Source organism: Streptomyces roseolus (assembly GCF_014649855.1).
GTDB classification, from domain to species: Bacteria; Actinomycetota; Actinomycetes; order Streptomycetales; family Streptomycetaceae; genus Streptomyces; species Streptomyces roseolus.
Window position 1 is genome coordinate 1 of record NZ_BMTV01000003.1, and the last position, 17,803, is coordinate 17,803.

The 17,803-nt window shown below is 73.3% G+C and carries 12 protein-coding genes; 3 read left to right on the top strand and 9 right to left on the bottom strand.

The window, feature by feature from the left end:
• Positions 1-224: 224 nt before the first annotated feature.
• From IE245_RS03835 to IE245_RS36680, 9 genes are all read right to left on the bottom strand, one after another.
• Positions 225-1,775, bottom strand: coding sequence for an alanine/glycine:cation symporter family protein (locus tag IE245_RS03835; protein WP_189945280.1), 1,551 nt, complete (start codon positions 1,773-1,775; stop codon positions 225-227).
• 572 nt (positions 1,776-2,347) lie between these two features.
• On the bottom strand, positions 2,348-7,189 hold the full coding sequence (locus IE245_RS03840) for a DNA repair ATPase (RefSeq protein ID WP_229851057.1): 4,842 nt from the start codon (positions 7,187-7,189) through the stop codon (positions 2,348-2,350).
• Positions 7,190-7,276: 87 nt separating this feature from the next.
• Entirely contained in the window at positions 7,277-9,289 is a 2,013-nt protein-coding gene (locus IE245_RS03845) for a flotillin family protein (RefSeq protein WP_189945281.1), read from the bottom strand.
• 42 nt (positions 9,290-9,331) lie between these two features.
• A complete protein-coding gene (locus IE245_RS03850) occupies positions 9,332-9,754 on the bottom strand; it encodes a hypothetical protein (RefSeq protein ID WP_189945282.1) in 423 nt (140 codons plus the stop codon).
• Between the two features lie 800 nt (positions 9,755-10,554).
• Positions 10,555-11,487, bottom strand: coding sequence for an SDR family oxidoreductase (locus IE245_RS03855; protein WP_189945283.1), 933 nt, complete (start codon positions 11,485-11,487; stop codon positions 10,555-10,557).
• 83 nt (positions 11,488-11,570) lie between these two features.
• On the bottom strand, positions 11,571-12,164 hold the full coding sequence (locus IE245_RS03860) for a fasciclin domain-containing protein (RefSeq protein WP_189945565.1): 594 nt from the start codon (positions 12,162-12,164) through the stop codon (positions 11,571-11,573).
• Positions 12,165-12,529: 365 nt separating this feature from the next.
• Positions 12,530-13,363, bottom strand: coding sequence for a class II glutamine amidotransferase (locus tag IE245_RS03865; protein WP_189945284.1), 834 nt, complete (start codon positions 13,361-13,363; stop codon positions 12,530-12,532).
• Positions 13,364-13,482: 119 nt separating this feature from the next.
• Complete coding sequence (locus tag IE245_RS03870) at positions 13,483-14,565, bottom strand: YihY/virulence factor BrkB family protein (protein ID WP_189945285.1); 1,083 nt, start codon at positions 14,563-14,565, stop codon at positions 13,483-13,485.
• Between the two features lie 29 nt (positions 14,566-14,594).
• Complete coding sequence (locus IE245_RS36680; protein WP_229851058.1) at positions 14,595-15,320, bottom strand: VanZ family protein; 726 nt, start codon at positions 15,318-15,320, stop codon at positions 14,595-14,597.
• Between the two features lie 184 nt (positions 15,321-15,504).
• Here IE245_RS36680 and IE245_RS03880 point away from each other — a divergent pair, with 184 nt between their 5' ends.
• The 3 genes from IE245_RS03880 (at position 15,505) to ppk2 (ending at position 17,770) form a co-directional block, all read left to right on the top strand.
• The gene (locus IE245_RS03880) at positions 15,505-16,185 is read left to right on the top strand and encodes a DUF4230 domain-containing protein (RefSeq protein ID WP_189945286.1); all 681 of its coding nucleotides are present in this window, start codon (positions 15,505-15,507) and stop codon (positions 16,183-16,185) included.
• Between the two features lie 161 nt (positions 16,186-16,346).
• Complete coding sequence (locus tag IE245_RS03885; protein ID WP_189945287.1) at positions 16,347-16,790, top strand: hypothetical protein; 444 nt, start codon at positions 16,347-16,349, stop codon at positions 16,788-16,790.
• A complete protein-coding gene (gene ppk2 / locus IE245_RS03890) occupies positions 16,787-17,770 on the top strand; it encodes a polyphosphate kinase 2 (RefSeq protein ID WP_189945288.1) in 984 nt (327 codons plus the stop codon). The genes IE245_RS03885 and ppk2 overlap by 4 nt, the downstream gene beginning before the upstream one ends.
• Positions 17,771-17,803: the final 33 nt, after the last annotated feature.

Below are 17,803 nucleotides of genomic sequence, written 5' to 3' on the forward strand. Positions count from 1 at the left end.
AACCCTCCGGGGCGTGTCGGCAGGTGGGCACACGGGCCCCTCGGACGCCGACCAGACTTCCCGGCACACCAGCATCGTTTCGTTGATGCGTTCTTCACACCCTATCGGGCGCACGGGAGTCTCACCAGGCGTCTCTCACCTGCTGGAACAGGGTGAAGGGCCCTGTCCCCACCAAGGCGCGAGGTGGGGTCAGGGCCCTTCTGGAGCCGGGCCGCGGGGGACGGTCAGACGGTGGTCCTCACCGGCTCCTGGTCGGCGTCTCCGTCCGTGCCGCCTTCCGCGTCGAGGCCGGCTTCGCGGCGCTTGACGAAGGCGAGGAAGGAGTTCAGCTCCCGCTTGACGACGGGGGCGAGGAGGTAGAGGCCGATGATGTTGATGACGGCGAGCATGAAGAGCACCGCGTCGGCCATGTCGATCAGGGTCTGGAGGGTGAGCAGGGAGCCCGCGACGGCGAAGACCGTGTAGACGACCTTGTAGGTCAGCTCGCTGGCGCGGCCGCGGCCGAAGAGGTGGGTCCACGCCTTGAGGCCGTAGTAGCCCCAGGTCAGCACGGTGGAGATCGCGAAGAGCATGACCGCGATGGTGAGGATGTACGGGAACCAGGGCAGGACCGTGGCGAAGGCGTCGGAGGTGATGGTGACGCCGCCGATGGAGTCGCCGCCGTTGCGGACCTCGACGTAGCTGGCGGGGTTGGCGATGACGATGGTCAGCGCCGTCATGGTGCAGATGACGACGGTGTCGATGAAGGGCTCCAGGAGGGCGACCAGGCCCTCGCTGGCGGGGTGCTTGGTCTTGACCGCGGAGTGGGCGATCGGGGCGGAGCCCAGGCCGGCCTCGTTGGAGAACGCGGCCCGCTTGAAGCCGATGATCAGCGCACCGAGGACGCCGCCGGCGACGCCCTGGGGGTTGAAGGCCCCCTCGATGATCGTGGAGACCGCGGCGGGGACGGCGGTGACGTGGACGGCGATGACGACGAGGCAGGCTGCGATGTAGATGCCGGCCATGGCGGGGACGAGCTTGCTGGTGACGGAGGCGATGGAGCGGATGCCGCCGAGGAGCACGATGCCGACGAGCGCGGCGATCAGGATGCCGAAGAACAGGGCGCCCGCCGAGGAGCCCATGATGCCGTTCTCGCCACCGGTGACGGAGACGAGCTGGGCGTAGGACTGGTTGACCTGGAAGAGGTTGCCGCCGAACAGGCCGAAGAACAGGACCATGAAGGAGGCGAGGACCGCGAGGACCTTGCCGAGCGTCTTGCCGTTCTTGCCGAAGCGGTCGGCGAGGCCCTTGGGCAGGTAGTGCATGGGGCCGCCGGAGACCGTGCCGTCGGGGTGCACCTCGCGGTACTTCACGCCGAGGGTGACTTCGACGAACTTGGTGGCCATGCCGAGCAGGCCGCACAGGATCATCCAGAAGGTGGCGCCGGGGCCGCCGATGGAGACCGCGACGGCCACACCGGCGATGTTGCCGAGGCCGACGGTGCCGGAGACGGCCGCGGTGAGCGCCTGGAAGTGGTTGACCTCGCCGGCCGACCCCTTCTCGTCGTACTTCCCGCGCACCACGTCCACGGCGAGGCGGAACTTGCGCAGCTGGACGAAGCCGAACCAGCCGGTGAAGACCAGACCCGCCACGACGAGCCACGCGACGATCAGCGGCAGGTCCGTGCCCCCGACGGGCACGGAGTAGAAGACGACCTCGCCCAGCCAGGTGGCTATGGGCTCGAAGAAGCCGCTGACGGCCTCGTCGACGGACTGGGTGAAGGAATCGAGTGACACGGTGGGGACCTCAGGTGCGCAGGACCGGCGTGCGGGAGGCGGTGCCGGTGTGAGGGTGCGGTCTGTGAGCGAACGCCGTTGTCCGGTCGGCGAGCGGGGTGAGCGACGTCCGCGGACTCGGAGCGTGATCACCTCGGTCGTGCAGCCGGGTCTTGCCCGGCACTCCGGTACGGCGGCGAGGGGTGGTGCCACCTGCGGAGTTGCGCATTCCTACCACGAGCTCCGACCTATGAGGTGTGATAGAGATCACATTACGGAAGGTGATCTCCCATAAGTCCAGCATCCGTGACGCGACCGTTATCCGGACAGCCCTATCCGTTCACCGTGCACTTATTTTCGCAGGTCAGGAGCTTGGAGTGGAACGCTCATGTCCTGGCGGGCCGCGCCGCGCGGAGAAGTCGCCATGTGGCGCGGTGGCAGCCCCCTCTCCACCCGGTGGGCGCGCCCCGAGACGTGGTCCCACCCCTCGTCGGGGATGCGGAGGTGATCGATGCGGTCGTCCTTCCAGAGGACGAAGGCGACGGCACCGGCCGCCAGGCCTTGTAGAGCAAGCCGAGCGGCGCGGTCACCGCTCACCGGGGCCGGGCGGGGTCGGAGCGGGCGAGCAGACGGCGGGGGTCCGCCGCCCGCACGATGGCCGTCTCGACGGCCGCGACGCGGTCGGCCAGCCGGACGAGGGCGGCGACCGTCCGCTCGCCGGGGCCGTCGCCGGCTCCGGCGAGGGAGCGGCCGCGGGCGCGGGCGGCGGTGATCACGGACCAGCGGTGAGCCTGTTCGGCGGTGAGGGTGCCGCGCAGGGCAGCGAGTTTCAAGAGGTTGGCCTCGGCGTCCGCGGTCAGGGTCTGGGCCTCCGCCGCGTAGTGGTCGTCGATGACGGCGGCGAGTTCGGCGTCGTTCATGGCGGGCGAGATCCGGGCCGCGATCTTGTTCATGCTGCGGTACGAGCCCTGGAGACGGAACGGCGGCTCGGTGCGGGCGTCGTCGGCCTGCGCGGCGGAGGCGATGTACGCCTCGTTCACCGCGAGCACGGTGGTGCGGGCGGTCAGCAGGTGACGCAGGACGGCGAGGATCCGGTCGAGCTCGGCCGGCGTGTACGGATGGGTGAGGCGGTCGCGGCTCGCGGTGGGGTCCGCGACGGCGAGCCGGGCGAGCAGGTCCAGGTCCGCGCGGTCCCGGCCTGCCAGGGGGGCCAGGTCCGGGTGGGAGGTGAGGGCGTTCTCGACGAAGCTGAAGGCGAAGGCGTCCTCCTTGCCGGTGAGGACGTCGCCGAGGTTCCACACGTCGGCGCGGTTGGCGAGCATGTCGGGGACGCGGAAGCGCTGCCCGGACTCGGTGTAGGGGTTGCCGGCCATGCAGACGGCGAAGCGCTTGCCGCGCAGGTCGTGCCCGGCGAGGCTGCGGGTCGCGTCGCAGAGGGGGATGAACTTCTGCAGGAACTCGGGCGCGCAGTGCTGGATGTCGTCGAGGTGGAGCATGACGTTGTTGCCTGCCGCGAGCGCGAAGGCGATCTTCTCCAGTTCGCGCCGGGCCCCCGCGTCGGGGGCCTCGGCGGGTTCGAGGGAGAGGGTGTCCTGGCCGAGGGCGGGGCCGTCGACCTTGACCAGGAGCAGGCCGAGGCGGTCGGCGACGTACTCGACGAGCGTCGTCTTGCCGTAGCCGGGCGGGGACAGCAGCAGGAGAAGGCCCTGGTTGTCGACGCGCTTGGCGTCGCCCGCCGCGCCGAGCTGCTTGGCCAGGTTGTCGCCGATCAGGGGGAGGTAGACCTCGTCGACGAGCCGGTTGCGGACGAACGAGGACATGACCCGCGGGCGGTGTTCGTCCACCCGCAGGCGGGTGCGTTCGGCGGCGACGAGCTCGGCCCTGCGCGCCTGGTAGGCCCGGAAGGCCGGTGCCTCGTGGGCACGGAACTCGCCCGTGCGGTGCAGGAACTCGTCGAGCCGGAGCTCCAGGGAGCCGCCGCGCAGCCGCGGGTGGCTGCCGATCAGTCCGGGGATCGTGGAGCCGGTCGGGCCGTCGACGTCGTAGTGGTCGAGCGAGGGGCACAGCTCGACGGCGACGGCCTCCGCCAGGATCCCCGGGCCGATCCGCTCGCCGGACGCGGCCGCGTAGGCGTGCAGCCAGCCCTCGACGAGCTGCCGGCGGGCCGCGACGTCCGGGAGGGCGGCGAGGTCGTCGTCGTACGCGCCGGTCCCCACCGCCCTGCGGAACTTCTCCAGCAGGGTGCGCGCCTCCGCGGACACCGCGAACCCGGCCGGCCCCGTGGCCAGTTCCTCGACCAGGTACGCGGCGGCCGACGGGTCGCCGATCTCCTCGGCCAGTTCGCCGCGGAGCCCGTCGAGGGCGGGCGCGGCGCCGAAGAGGTCGCGGGCGCGGGTGAGGGAGACGGCGCGCCGGGACCAGGCGGCGCGGGCCTCGTCGGTGGCCGTGTGCGCCCAGAACAGCTGGGCGCGTGCCCGGGCGGCCGCAAGGTGGCGCAGCGGTCCGGCGTTCTCGCGCAGTCGTAGGACCGCGGTGAGGATCGCCGCCGCGTCGTGGTCGTGGACCCCGCGCTCGTACCCCTCGTCGTACGCGCCCTCCGCCGCGTGCCGCACGAGGGCGGGCAGGTCGGCGGTGGCGAGGGCGTCGGCGCCGTGTTCGGCGAGGAGCCGGGCGGCGAGGTACTCGGAGCGGTAGACCTCCGGGGACTCGGACGGCAGGGTGCGCGTCCAGTGCGGGCGGGTGGCCTCGAAAGCCGGATCGGTGACCGGGCGGCGGTAGTCGGTGCCGGTGAGGGCGAAGGCGAGGGTGTCGCCGTGCGGGACCAGGGTCAGCTCGGGCGACTGGCGCTGGACGGCGAAGCGGTGCCGGCCGAGGCGGATGGTGTCGCCGCCGTCGGCGTACAGCTCGGTGCGGTCGCGCAGGGCGCGGCCGGCCTCCTGGCGGGCGGCGGTGAGACGGCCCTCCAGTTCCTCGGCCCGTACCTGGTCGCCGAGGTCCCGCAGTGCGTCGGCGGTGCGGCGGACCTTGGCGACCATGGGGTCGGAGGCGAAGTACGCGTGGACGTCGTCGGTGCTGCCGAGGGACGCGGTCCGCCGCGCGACCGCTTCGAGGATGCGGCCGGCGGACTCGGCCAGGCGCTCGGCGCGGCGGGCGCGGGTGTCGGTGAGGGTCTGGCGGCGTGCGGTGAAGGCGTCGTGGATCTCGGTGCGCTTCTCGGTGAGCTCGTGGAGGAAGCCGTCGTGGTCGGCGAACCGGGACTCGAGGTTCTCCAGCTGGAGCAGGAGCCGGCCGAGCTGTGCGTCGCAGTCCTCGGGGGTGCCCGTGGCGGCGAGAGCGCCGGTGACCGCCTCGGCGAGCAGGGCGAACTGCGCCGTGAACTCGGCCCGTCCCTCGCGGTCGAGGAGTTCGGTCCGCCGGGTGGTCAGGACGGCCCGGGCCCGGTTGAGGCGGCCGAGGACGTCGGCGACGCGCTCCAGGACGGAGGTGCGCACGGTGGCGTCGGCGATGTCGAGGCCGGCGACGACCTCGCTGAGCGTCCGCAGCCCGAGGCCGTGCTCGTCGAGCCGTTCGGCGAGGTCCCGGGTCGCGGCGACGCTGTCCGCCTCGGCCGCGGCGGCGGCGAGCCGTTCGGCCTCGGCGGCGTGGGTGGTGAAGGCGTCCTCGCGCTGGAGGAAGGCGACCGCCCGCTGGGCGGCCGAGGCGATGTCGTCCTCGGCCTGCCGGGCCAGGGCGTCGATGGCGTCGATGTCCGCGTACCGCAGCTCCTTCACGGTGAGGAGGCGGCCCTGGGCCCGGCGCAGTGCGGTGAGGCGGGAGATCCACTCCTCAGCGGTGGCCGGGGACTCTCCGCGGACCTGGCGGACGAGACGGGTGAGGCGCCGCTCCGCGTCCGCGAGGGCCTCGGCGGCCCGGCCGGTGAGGGCCGCCACGGTCTCGAACTCGGCGAGCACCCGCTCGGCGGTCGTCCGGAGCTCGGCGAGCGGGGAGCCGAGGTCACCGGTGCCCGGGTCGTCGAGCCAGTGGTGGGCGTCGGCCGCCCGGACGCACGCGGCGATCAGCGCTTCGTACACCTCACCGGTCGGCGTGGTCTCGGTGGCCTGCCGTGCGATGGCGAGGCAGTCGGAGATGCCGCGGACGAGGTCGGCGTTGCCGATCCGGGCCAGCGGCCCCGTTCCGGCCGGGGACAGGTGGGTGTCGGCGGCGAAGGGGGTGCGCCAGAGCTGCACGGGGTGGACGCGGCCCGCCTCGGTGCCGGTCCCGCGCAGCACGGCCATGGTCCCGTCGTCGAGCAGCGCGTGCGCGCGGCCGGTGACGGGGCGGGCGATCTCCTCACGGACCCGGTTGTACGGGAGCAGGACGGTCCGTCCGTCGTCCGGGGCGCGGAAGACGTACAGGACGTCCTCGCCGTGCGGCGAGGTGACGGACCCGTCGTAGACGAGTCCTGTGGTGTCCGCGTCGAAGGTCCGCACCGTGCCGTCGGCGAGGCAGTACCCGCCCGGGAAGACGACGCCCCGGTCCTCCGGGAGCCGCAGGCAGGCCTGGCCGAGCCCGTCGAGACGGATGACGGTGCCGGTGAGGGAGTGGAAGACGAGGTGCCGGGTGGTCTCCTCCCGGTACGGAAGGACCCGGACGAGCACGAGCGGCCCGACGACGGCGTGGGCGACCTCGGCGTCGGCGAGGGACTGCAGGGGCTCGTCGACCGGTTCGGCGTACACGCCGTCGGCGGTCTCCGTGTCGTCGTCCGTCTTGACGGTGAGGGTGCCGCCGACCGTGGAGACGTACAGCCGCCCGCCGAGCGAGATGTGGGGGTGCCGGCCCGGCACGTGGTCGTCGCGGACGGCGGCGGTCCAGTCGACGTCCTGTCCGGGCGGCGTGCCGAGATCCCGTTCGCCCTGGGCGTCCAGGAACCGGCAGGCGCCCGACGGAGCGACCGCCCAGCGCAGGACGCGCAGGTCGTCGGCCTTCTCGCCGGTACGGAAGACGGCGAGCAGACGTCCCCCGGTGCGGTGCAGCCGGACGAGGCGCGCACCGCGGAAGTAGCGGTGCAGGGCGGTGAACTCCCGGGCGAAGGAAGGGTCGTCGAGCAGTCCGGGCACCGCGTCCTCGGACAGGGCGGTGAGCTCCCGGTCGTACAGGGCGAAGACGTCGGCGACGCGGGGCTCCGTGGTCTCGGCGACGATCGGCGGGGTGCGGCCGAAGAGCAGCAGGCCGCCGACGGACACCACGTCCGTCAGGACGCACGGGTCCTCGGTCCGTGCCTGGCCGGTCCCGGTGAGCTCCAGCTCGCCCGAGCCGAACTCGCGGGTCCGTTCCTCGTTCAACCCCTGGGCCCGGGAAGCCAGTTCGGCCGCCTGCGTCGTCAGCCGGCCGCGCAGCACCGCGTACGCGTCCTCGTCGACACCGTGCGACTCGGTGGTCGCGCTCATCGTGTTCATCCCGTCGTCCCTCTCCGCGTCCCTTCCGAGGGGGCCGGCGCCGGGGCTCCCGTGCCCGGCCGCCGGCCCCCCTGGCCCCGTGGTCCGTCAGCTCGTGGCCGTGCCGTCCAGCACCCCGGCGGCCGGCTCCTTCACCGGTGTCGCCGGGTCGAGGACACCGGACTTCATGACCTTCGCGAGCAGCGCGGAGACGCTGAGGTTCTGCACGTCGGCCGTGGAGAGGGATCCGAGCACCTTGGTCAGGTCCTCGGTGAAGGAGCCGTCGCCGTTCAGCCAGGGACCGGCCAGCGCCCGCGCGGTCCGCGAGTGGTCCAGGAAGCCGTCGACGGACTTGCCGAGCGCGATGGACTGCACGAGCCGGTCGAGGAAGACGGACTCGCCACCGACGATGTTGATGTCGGCGTTCTCCAGGCCGGTGGCCAGGACGGTGGCCTGCGCCTCGGCGACCTGCCGCTGGACGTCGAGTCCGGCGAGCCGGACGTCCTTCTCGGCCTCCAGGCGGAGCCGGTACTCCTCGTGGGCACGGGACGCCTCGTCGAACGCGGCGACGGCGTTCGCCTTCTGGTGGAGCCCCTCGGCCTCCGCCTTCAGCTTCTCGCCGATCGCGGTCGCCTCGGCGAGCGCCTTGGCCCGCAGTCCCTCCGCCTCGGCGCGCAGCCGTGCCTCCGCCGCCTCGGCCTCGGCCCGGCCGGTCTTCTCGATGGCCGCGGCCTCCTGCTCCCGCACCCGGGCGGCGGCGAGCCCCTCGGCGGCGGCCTCGGCCTGGATTCCCTCGGCGAGGCGGATCCTGGCGCGGGCGTCCATGTCGGCCGCCTTCTGGCGGGCCTCGGCGAGGGTCAGCTCCTCCGCCGCCCGGTGCACGGCGGCCTGCTCGGCCGCCTCGGCGGCCTTGATGTCCTTGACCAGCTTCTCCTGGGCCTCGGCCTCGGCGCCGATGACCAGCGCCTGACGCTCGCGCTCGGCCTCCTCGACCACCCGCAGCCGCTTGATCGACTCCTCCTGCTCGGCGACGGTACGGTCCACCGCCACGCGCTCGCGGATGACCTCGGCGATGTCCCGGCGCTCGGCCTCGACCTCCTTCTCCGCGGCGATGCGGTTCAGTTCGGTCTCGCGGTCGCGGGCGATGACCTCCAGGAGGCGGTCCTTCTCGATCCGCTCGTTCTCGATGGCGATGACCCGCTCGCGGTTCTTCTGCGCGACGGCCACCTCGCGCGCCTGGTTCTCCCGCTGCACGCCGAGCTGCTCCTCGGTGCGCAGGAAGGCGCTCTGCGCCCGCAGCCGCTCCTCCTCGACGACCTTCGCCGTCTCGGCCTCCTCCTTGGCCCGGACGGTCTCGATCTCGCGCCTCTGCTTGATCTCGGCGTCGGCCTGGCGTCGCTCCAGCTCCAGGATCGCCTCGCGGGCGTCCACGTTCTGCCGCGTGATCTCCTTCTGCTCGTGCTGCCGCAGCTCGTTCGTGCGGACGTTCTCGACGGCCGTGAGCTCGGTGATCTTGCGGATGCCCTGGGCGTCCAGGATGTTGCCGGCGTCGAGCTGGGCCAACGGGGTCTGCTCCAGGTGGTCGATGGCCGCGTCCTCCAGGCTGTAGCCGTTGAGGTCGATGCCGATCACCTCGATGATCCGGAACCGCAGTTCCTCGCGCTTGGTGTAGAGGTCGGTGAAGTCCATCTGCTTGCCGACCGACTTCAGCGCCTCGGAGAACTTCGCGTTGAACAGCTCCTGGAGGGTCGCCTTGTCGCTCGCCCGCGCCGTGCCGATGGCCTGGGCGACCTTGATGACGTCCTCGGCCGTCTTGTTGACGCGGACGAAGAAGGAGATCCGGATGTCGGCCCGGATGTTGTCGCGGCAGATCAGGCCGTCCCGGCCGGTCCGGGAGATCTCGATGGTCTTCACCGAGATGTCCATGACCTCGGCCTTGTGCAGCACGGGCAGGACGACCTGCCCGGTGAAGGTGACGTCGACCTTGCGCATCTTGGAGACGATCAGTGCCTTGCCCTGCTCGACCTTGCGGAAGAGCCGGCTGAGCACGAAGACGACGGCTACGGCGAAGAGCAGGACCACGGCGACGAGCACGCCGATGCCCACGGTGATGGCATCCATGAGAGAACCCCGTGTCGGTGAAAGGAGAAGGAGCGCAGCCGCTCAGGCTGCGGAACGCGCAGGGCGCGGGCCGGACGCGGCGCCGCGGCGGCGGGCCCGACGGGTGGCGGCCGGCCGTTTCCTCACCCGGCCGGCCAGCCACCTCGTCAGCCGCCAGGACACGGTCAGAGCCGCCACGAGCAGCACGAGGGAGAGAAGAAGGGACCACAGTCCGGGCAGACCGGCTCTGCCCAGCAGCACCATGCCGGAAAGGTCGAGCACCCAGCCGACCGCGATGAAGACCGTGCCGGCCGGCGAGACGGACACATCGCCGAAGCCCAGGGCCTCCATGTCCAGATCCGCGTCGAAGGCGTCCGGTGAGACGACACGGCAGAGCACGAGCGACCAGAAACCGGCGACGGCGACGAGCGCAGACGTCAGGACGATGGCGGGAAGGCCGAAGGCCGCGTCGAAGAGCTCCGACATGCCTGTCCTCCCCGCTCTCGCCTCTTCCGGATCTCGGCATCAGGCCCCCAGGGCGCGCCGCCGCCAGAGCGATTCTGGCCCTGGAGAGTCCATGGGCACATTGCAGGGTTCCGGCAATCTTTACGCCCTCTTGATGCCGAAACCGCGCCCCTTCCGGCGGGTCACGGAGCGGCGGGGCCGCCCAGAGGGCCCTTCCGGGCCGGCCGAGCGGGCGGGCGCCGATGACGGCGGTCTGGAGGGCGTGGCGGCCGGCCGGATCGGCGGGGTCGGCACCGGTAGGCCGGTGGACGCGGTACGTGACGGCCCGCACGGACAGGTCGAGGTGGCGGGCGGCCGGGTGGTGACGCGTCCGCTGCCGGAGAACGCGGTCAGCGGTTCGGCCGCCGCCCGCTCGCCGCGACGTCCACGAGCAGTCGCTCGTGCCCCTCCACGTTTCCGTCCTTCGTCTTCCCGCTCCAGGCGGTCGCCCTCGTCCGTCCTCCTGCGCTGCCGCGGCCGCCGCGGCTTCGCGTACTCCTCGACCGTCGGCCGTCCCGGTTCCCGGCAGGGGCAGCCGCCACCGGAGGCGCCGTGGTCCCCTTCTCCGCGAGCGGGCGCGCGGTGGTCGTCCGGCGCTCCAGCCGGGCGGCGACGGCTTCCGACAGGTCGTAGCTCCGGCTGCCGTCGGTGGGGAACGGGTGGGTGCCGTGGGCGCTGCGGAAGACCCGGGTCCCGGCGCCGGGGCCTCGCGGCCCGGCGGCACGGCCGGCGCGCCTCCCGGACGGTCCTCCGCCCGCTTCGCGCGGGTCAGGGCGACGCTCTCACCGTCCCTCCCCCCGCGGCCCTCCGTGTCCGCCCGTGGCCGGACCGGCGGGTGTCCGGTCGATCAGTCCCTGCTCGATGTGGCCGCCCGCGCCGAGCAGGCCGGTCTGCCCGAACCCGTTCTCGCGCAGCAGACGGGGCAGTTCGCGACGGGAGAGCAGGTCCACCGCGAGGGGGAAGAACGGGCGGCCGGCCTGGGCGAGCCTGAGCCAGGGCGGGGCGTACACGGAGGCGGAGCGCCGTTCCACGCCGCGCACGAGCCAGGACGCCACCCGGTCCACCGGATACACGCGGCGGGCGGGGCCGGGCATGTGCCCGCGGAGTTCGCGCAGCACCGGGTGGCGCTCGACGTCGCGGACCATGTCGGTGTCGGTCCAGTGCAGGTACGCCACGCCCACGCCGACGCCCTGGTGCGCCACCTCGGCCCGCAGGGAGCGGGCGAAGGCCTCGGCGCCCGCCTTGGAGGCGCAGTACGCGCTCATCATCGGGGCGGCGCCGAAGGCGGCGGTGGACGCGATCTGGAGGAAGTAGCCGCCGCTGGAGAGCAGGCCGGGCAGGAAGGCGCGCGCGGTGATCGCGCTGCCGACGAGGTTGACCTCCACGACGCGGCGCCAGGTCCCGGGGTCGGAGGTCCCGAACGGGCCGCCCTCGGCGACGCCCGCGTTGGCGACGACGACGGACGGGGCGCCGAGGACCCGGGTCGCCTCCTCGGCGGCCCGCTCCATCGCCGCGTCGTCGGTCACGTCGACCTCGACGGCGTGGCTCTCGGTGCCGAGCGTCCCGGCCACGGCGGCGAGCGTGGCGTGCTCCCGCCCCAGCAGCGCCACCCGCATCCCGAGGCCGGAGAGCCGGCGGGCCAGGCCGGCGCCCAGCCCGCGGGCCGCGCCGGTGACGACGGCGGTGCGTCCTTCGAGTTCCCAGGCACGGGCCATGGGGGCCTCCGGTTCTTCGGCCGGGTCGGGGACGGGGCGCACCGGGTGACCGGCGCGCCTCCGTCACCCGGGCATCGGGACGGTCACTCGGGCATCAGGACGGTGTCGACGACGTGGACGGTGGCGTTGGCGGTCTTCACGTCGCCGCACACGACCTTGGAGCTGTCGTTCACCGTGAACTCCTCGCCGGAGCCCTTCGTGGTGAGCGTGCTCTTCTGCAGGGTCTCGAAGGTGCCGTTCTCCATCTGCTCGGGGGTGAGCTTCTGGCCGACGACGTGGTAGGTCAGGATCTCGGTGAGCTTGGCCTTGTCGGCGAGGACCTCGTCCAGGTCGGCCTTCGGGATCTTCGCGAAGGCGTCGTTCGTCGGTGCGAAGACCGTGATGTCCTTCGCGTTGTTCAGGGTGTCGACGAGACCGGCCCGCTTCACGGCGGTGGTGAGGGTGGACAGGGCCGGATTCTCGGAGGCGGCGGTCGCGACGGGCTGCTCCGCCATGGCGGCGAACGAACCCGGTCCCTCTTCGGGTACGTCCGCACAGCCCGGCCCGAACGGCTCCTCCACCGTGCCGGCGGCGGGCACCGCGGCCTGGGCGCCGCCGGACCAGGCGGCGGCCGAGAGCGGGAGGACGGCGACGGCGGTCACGGCGATCGCGCCGCGACGGACACGCAGGGTACGCAGGGAGTTCATGGCTGGTGCTCCTGGGGGTGCTCCGCCCGGTTCCACGGGGATCCGGGCGGCGCGGTCCCGGCCGGCGCTGGGGACGCGCCGCGCGGGGTGCCGGGGGCCGGTGGGGCCGCCGGTGCCGGCGGGTCGGCCGGCGGGGCCGCTGCGGAAGTGCTCATGTCCCCTGTTTCCGCCCGGGCGGCCCGGCGGATGCGCCCTTCCCCGCGGAGACGTTCTTCCAGAGGGCTGTGCCTCCCCGCGGATGCGTCTTCCGGACGGCGGCGGCCTCCCGTGGACGCGCCCTCCCGCGGAGGCGCCTTCTCGGGGACGCGCCCTCCTGCGGGCGTGCTCCCCGTGGAGGCGCTCCCCCGCGGTCGGGCTCAGGCCGCCGCGGGGGTGAAGCGGTGGAGTTCGTCCATGCCCGGCTGCACGACGCCGTAGCTGTTCTCCGGGACCTCGTTCCAGGCGCCCGGCAGGTCGCCGAGGGGCTCGGAGACGATGAGCCGGGTCTCCCCCGAGACGCCCCGCAGGAACTCCACGTCGGGGTGGAGGCGGCGCAGGGCCTCCACCCGGCTGCTGTAGAAGAGCGACCGGGACGCCTGGGCGCTGGAGTAGCGGAACGCCCAGACGCGCTCGCCGTCGGTGAGGGCGAGCGTCATCTGGAGGGGGTGTTCCACCCCGTGCTCACGGCCGACCCGCTCCACGACGCCGGCCATGCGGGCGACGGCCGCGGGCGGGTCCTCGTCGAGGCCGTAGGTGAGGGCCAGGTAGAACATGACCTCGGAGTCGGTCGTGCCCTCGATGTCCGCGTAGAGCGCCGGGTCGACGAGCAGGGTCAGGTCGCGGCGCAGCCGCGGGAACCCGGCGATGGCGCCGTTGTGCATGAACATCCAGCGGCCGTGCCGGAAGGGGTGGCAGTTCGACTGCTGCACGGCCGTTCCGGTCGACGCCCTGATGTGCGCGAAGAAGAGCGGGGACTGGACGTGGTCCGCCAGCTCGCGCAGGTTCCGGTTGTTCCAGGCGGGCCCGACCTCCCGCAGCAGCGCCGGGGTGTCGTTGTGCTTCGAGTACCAGCCGACGCCGAAGCCGTCGCCGTTGGTCGTCTCCACGCCCAGCTTGGAGTGCAGGCTCTGGTCGATCAGGGAATGGGTCGGCCGGTAGAGGATCGTCTCCAGCAGCACCGGCGTCCCCCAGTAGGCGAGCCATCGACACATACGCGATCACCTGGGTCCCTGCGCGAGCACGCTCCGCCGCGTCATCGGGTCCTCCCATTCTCGGCACCGCCACTCCGGGCCGCCACACCGGCGGCGGCCCCCGGTCCGGTCCGTCGTGCTCATTCGTCGTGGTGGCGGGGCTTCTCCGGCAGGCCCGCCTCGCGCCGCTCCTCGTCGCTCCACGCCCGGGTGTCGCGCGGCCTGACGTACGGTTCCCGGTCCGGCGGCATGCCGCCGGCCACCGCGCGCCGGCGCAGCAGCTCGGCGTCGACCTCCAGGCCGAGGAGCACGGCCAGGTTGCTGATCCACAACCAGACGAGGAAGACGATGACGCCGGCCATGGTGCCGTAGACCCGGTTGTACGAGGCGAACTGGGAGACGTACACCGCGAAGCCCGCCGAGGCCGCCATCCAGATCAGCAGGGCGAGCACGCTGCCCGGGGTGACCCAGCGCCATCCGCGGCCCTCGGCGTTCGGGCTCGCCCAGTACAGCAGGGCGATCATCACCACGGCGAGCAGGAGGAGGGCGGGCCACTTGGCCACCGACCAGACCGTCAGGGCGGTGTCGCCGACGCCCAGCACGTCGCCGGCCCGGCGGGCCACGTCGCCGCTGAGCACGAGCAGCAGGGCGCCCGCGGCGGCTATCAGCATGAGCGCCGCGGTCATGCCGAGCCGGATCGGCAGCAGCTTCCACACGGGGCGGCCCTCGGGGACGTCGTGGACGCGGTTGGCGGCGCGCATGAAGGCTCCGACGTAGCCGGACGCGGACCACAGCGCCACGAGGAGTCCGACCACGGCCATGACGGTGCCGGTGCCGGTGTTGCCGCTGAGGGCCGCCAGCGCCTGTTCCAGGACGTCGCGGGCGGGTCCCGGCGCCAGCTCCCGCAGGCTCTCCATCACCCGGTCGGTGGTCCGCTGCCCGCTGATCCCGAGCAGCGAGACCAGGGCGAGCAGTCCGGGGAAGAGCGACAGGACGCCGTAGTACGTCAGCGCCGCCGCCCGGTCCATGAGCTCGTCGTCCGTGAACTCGCGCGCCGCTCCCTTCAGGACCGCGAGCCAGGAGCCCCTGGGGAGGTCGGAGGGCGAGTCGGGGGCGCGTTCCTCGACGCCGGGGCCCGGTCCGGGGTCCTCGGCGTCGGACGGTTCGGGGGGCGGGGTCCGGTTCCCCGGAGCCCGCCGTTCGGGGAAGTTCCGTTCGGCCATGCCCCGGCGGGTACCCCCCTCGGCCGGTCCTACGCCGACGTCCGCCCTCCCGGATCTCCCGCCGGGGTACGGGCCGGGCGCCGGCGCCGCCACCGGCGGGGGCGGGTGCGGGGGTGGACGGCCCGGCCCAGCCGCCGGCCGACGAGCGCGTAGCCGAGCAGCGCTCCCGTCGTGTTGAGCAGGACGTCGTCGACGTCGAAGGCGCGGCCCGTGACGAGCGCCCCCTGCACCAGCTCGACGAGCAGCATGGTGGCCGCGGTGAGCAGCGCGACGCGCAGGAAGCCGCGGGCCCTGCGGGACAGGAGCGGCAGCAGGATCCCGAAGGGGACGCCGAGGAGGATGTTGCCCCCGAGCTGCTTGACGGTGTCCACGAAGGCGGGCCGGCCGAGGTACGCCTCGATCGAACGCCCGGGCGTCAGGTTGTCGTGGGTGAGGGGCGCGGAGGCCGGCGAGGCCTCCAGGGTCAGCCGGGCCAGGACCACGGCGAACACCACCATGCCCGCGAAGGCCGTGAGGGCGACCAGTGCCCGTACGAACCGGCCCGGCCCGCGCCGGGCCGGGACCGCGGTCCGGGGCGGCGCGGCGTCCGGCTCCTTCCGTGCCGGGCTCCCCCCGGCCGGCTCCTTCCGCTCCGGGTTCCCGCCGGCCGGGGCCGATCCGCCCGCGCCCGCCGTGTTCCTCTCCTCTCCCCCGTCGCCCCCGTCCCCTCCGGCGGGCGCGCCGCCTCGTCCCCTCGACGCTCTCCGACCGAACATGGCCCGTCTCCTCCCCTGGTCGTCCTCGTGCGAACGGGTCCCGGGTACCCCCGCCGGGGAACCGCATGCCCTGGGGTCGAACGGGGCGCCCGCGCGTCCGTCCCACTCACCTCACAGATCCCAACTTGGCTTACGAACATAAGGAGTTGGGTGTGCGGGCGGCCGACCCGGGCATCCGGCCCACATGGGAGAAGAGACCGAGAACGGACCCGCGCCGGCCCGCCGTCCGTGGAAGCGCCGCGGAGGGAGGTGGCGGCTCGCCGCCGTCGTCCTGTTCGTGGTCGCCGTCGCCCTCATGCTGGTCGGCCAGTTCCTCCGGATCCCCGGCCTGGACGTCCTCGGGACGGACGTGAAGGACCGCTCCGGTCCCGCCGTCCTGAAGTCCGTCCAGGACCTGAGCCGGTACGAGGGGGCGGCGGGGACCTACCAGGTGGTGGTCGACCTGGAGCACGACGCGCGGTTCCTGCCGGACGCGATCCGCGGCACCCGCACCCTGTACGTGGCGAGCGGCGGCGTCACCGCCTACGTCGAGTTCGGCGGCCTCGGGGCCGACGCCGTGACCGTCGACGCCGGCCGGACCGAGGCCACCCTCCGGCTGCCGCACGCCCGGCTGGGCGACCCGGCGCTCGATCCGGAGCGGTCGTACGCCGTGTCGAAGCAGCGCGGTCTGCTGGACCGGATCGGCGACCTCTTCTCGGACAACCCCGCGAGCGAGCAGGCGGTCCACGTCCTCGCCGCCCAGCGCATCGGCGAGGCGGCCCGCGCGTCCGACCTGACGTCGCGGGCGGAGCGGAACACCGCCGCGATGCTGCGGGAGCTGCTGCGGGGCCTGGGCTTCGAGCGGGTGACCGTGACGTTCGTCTGAGCGGGCCGGGGGACCGTGGACGAGCCCCCGGGGCCGTGGACGGGCCCCGGGGCCATGGGCGGCCCCGGGGGGGGGCGGCGGGCCGCCGTTCCGGCTGCGCCGTCCGGGCGATGTGTCGGCCGACACGCCGTGTCGGCCCGCGGACGGGGCAAGGGGCCTCTATGAGCACTCATGACGACGTCCGGGACGCCCCCGGCCCCGCCGCCCCGGACGCGACCACGGTCGAGGCCCTGGGTTCGCTGTCCAAGGCCCTGGAGACCGCCGAACGCGCCCGGGGCCACCTGTACGGATTCCACCAGCTCACCGGCACCGCGGACTTCGAGCTCGACCGTGCGGTGCGGCTCCTGCGGGAGGCGGGGCACCACGCCTGGGCGGACCGGGTGGAGAGCGAGATCCTGGGGCGGAACGTCATCCCGGGCCACTGGACGTACCAGATCGTCGAGGCCTACAACGAGACCTACTACGAGCCGTTCCGGGAGGTGGAGCGCACCGCCGTCTCCGCGCTGGCCGGCGGCCGCGAGCACCGTTTCGAGGCCCGGCTCCAGCGGGAGCGCCGCACTCCCGGCCACCCCGACCACGCCCCGGCCGAAGGAGCCGACGCATGAGCGACGCCGAGGACCCCGCGGACGTCCCCGACGACGACGCCGACGACGACCTGCTCGCCGGGCTGAGCGTGGACACCAGCCAGCCGGAGCAGCCCGTGCTGCTGGACGCGCAGGGGGGTCCCATCCGGACCTGGCGCGAGAACTACCCCTACGACCGGAAGATCCGCCGCCAGGAGTACGAACGGACCAAGCGGGTCCTGCAGATCGAGCTGCTGAAGCTGCAGCGCTGGGTCAAGGAGACGGGCGCCCGGCTGGTCGTGATCTGCGAGGGGCGGGACGCCGCCGGCAAGGGCGGCACGATCCAGCGCTTCACGGAGCGGCTGAACCCCCGTGGCGCCCGGATCGTCGCCCTGGACAAGCCGACCGAGCGGGAGGCGGGGCAGTGGTACTTCCAGCGCTACGTCCCGCATCTGCCGGCGCGCGGCGAGATCGTGTTCTTCGACCGCTCCTGGCACAACCGCGCGGGCGTCGAGAAGGTCATGGGCTTCTGCACCAAGGAGGAGCACGCGCTCTTCCTCCGGCAGTGCCCGGCCTTCGAGACGATGCTGGTCGAGGACGGCATCATCCTGGTCAAGTTCTGGTTCTCGGTCTCCCGCGCGGAGCAGCGCACCCGGTTCGCGATCCGGCAGGTGGACCCGGTCCGCCAGTGGAAGCTGTCGCCGACGGACCTGGCCTCGCTGGACCTGTGGGACGCGTACACCGCCGCGAAGATCGAGATGTTCCGCGCGACGGACACCGCCGACGCGCCGTGGACGGTCGTCAAGAGCAACGACAAGCGCCGGGGCCGGCTGGAGGCGATGCGCTATCTGCTGTGGCGGATCGACTACGCCAACAAGGACGCCGAGGCCGTGGGCCGGCCCGACCCCCTGATCGTGGGCGCCGCCGACACCCTCCTGGAACCGGGAGAGGAGCCGTCCGCGCTCTCCCCCACGCCGCTGGCCGGCCCTCCGGTGGGCCGGGGCCAGCACCCGCCCGCATGAGAACGGCTCCAGGGTTCCCGCGCCGGACGCGTG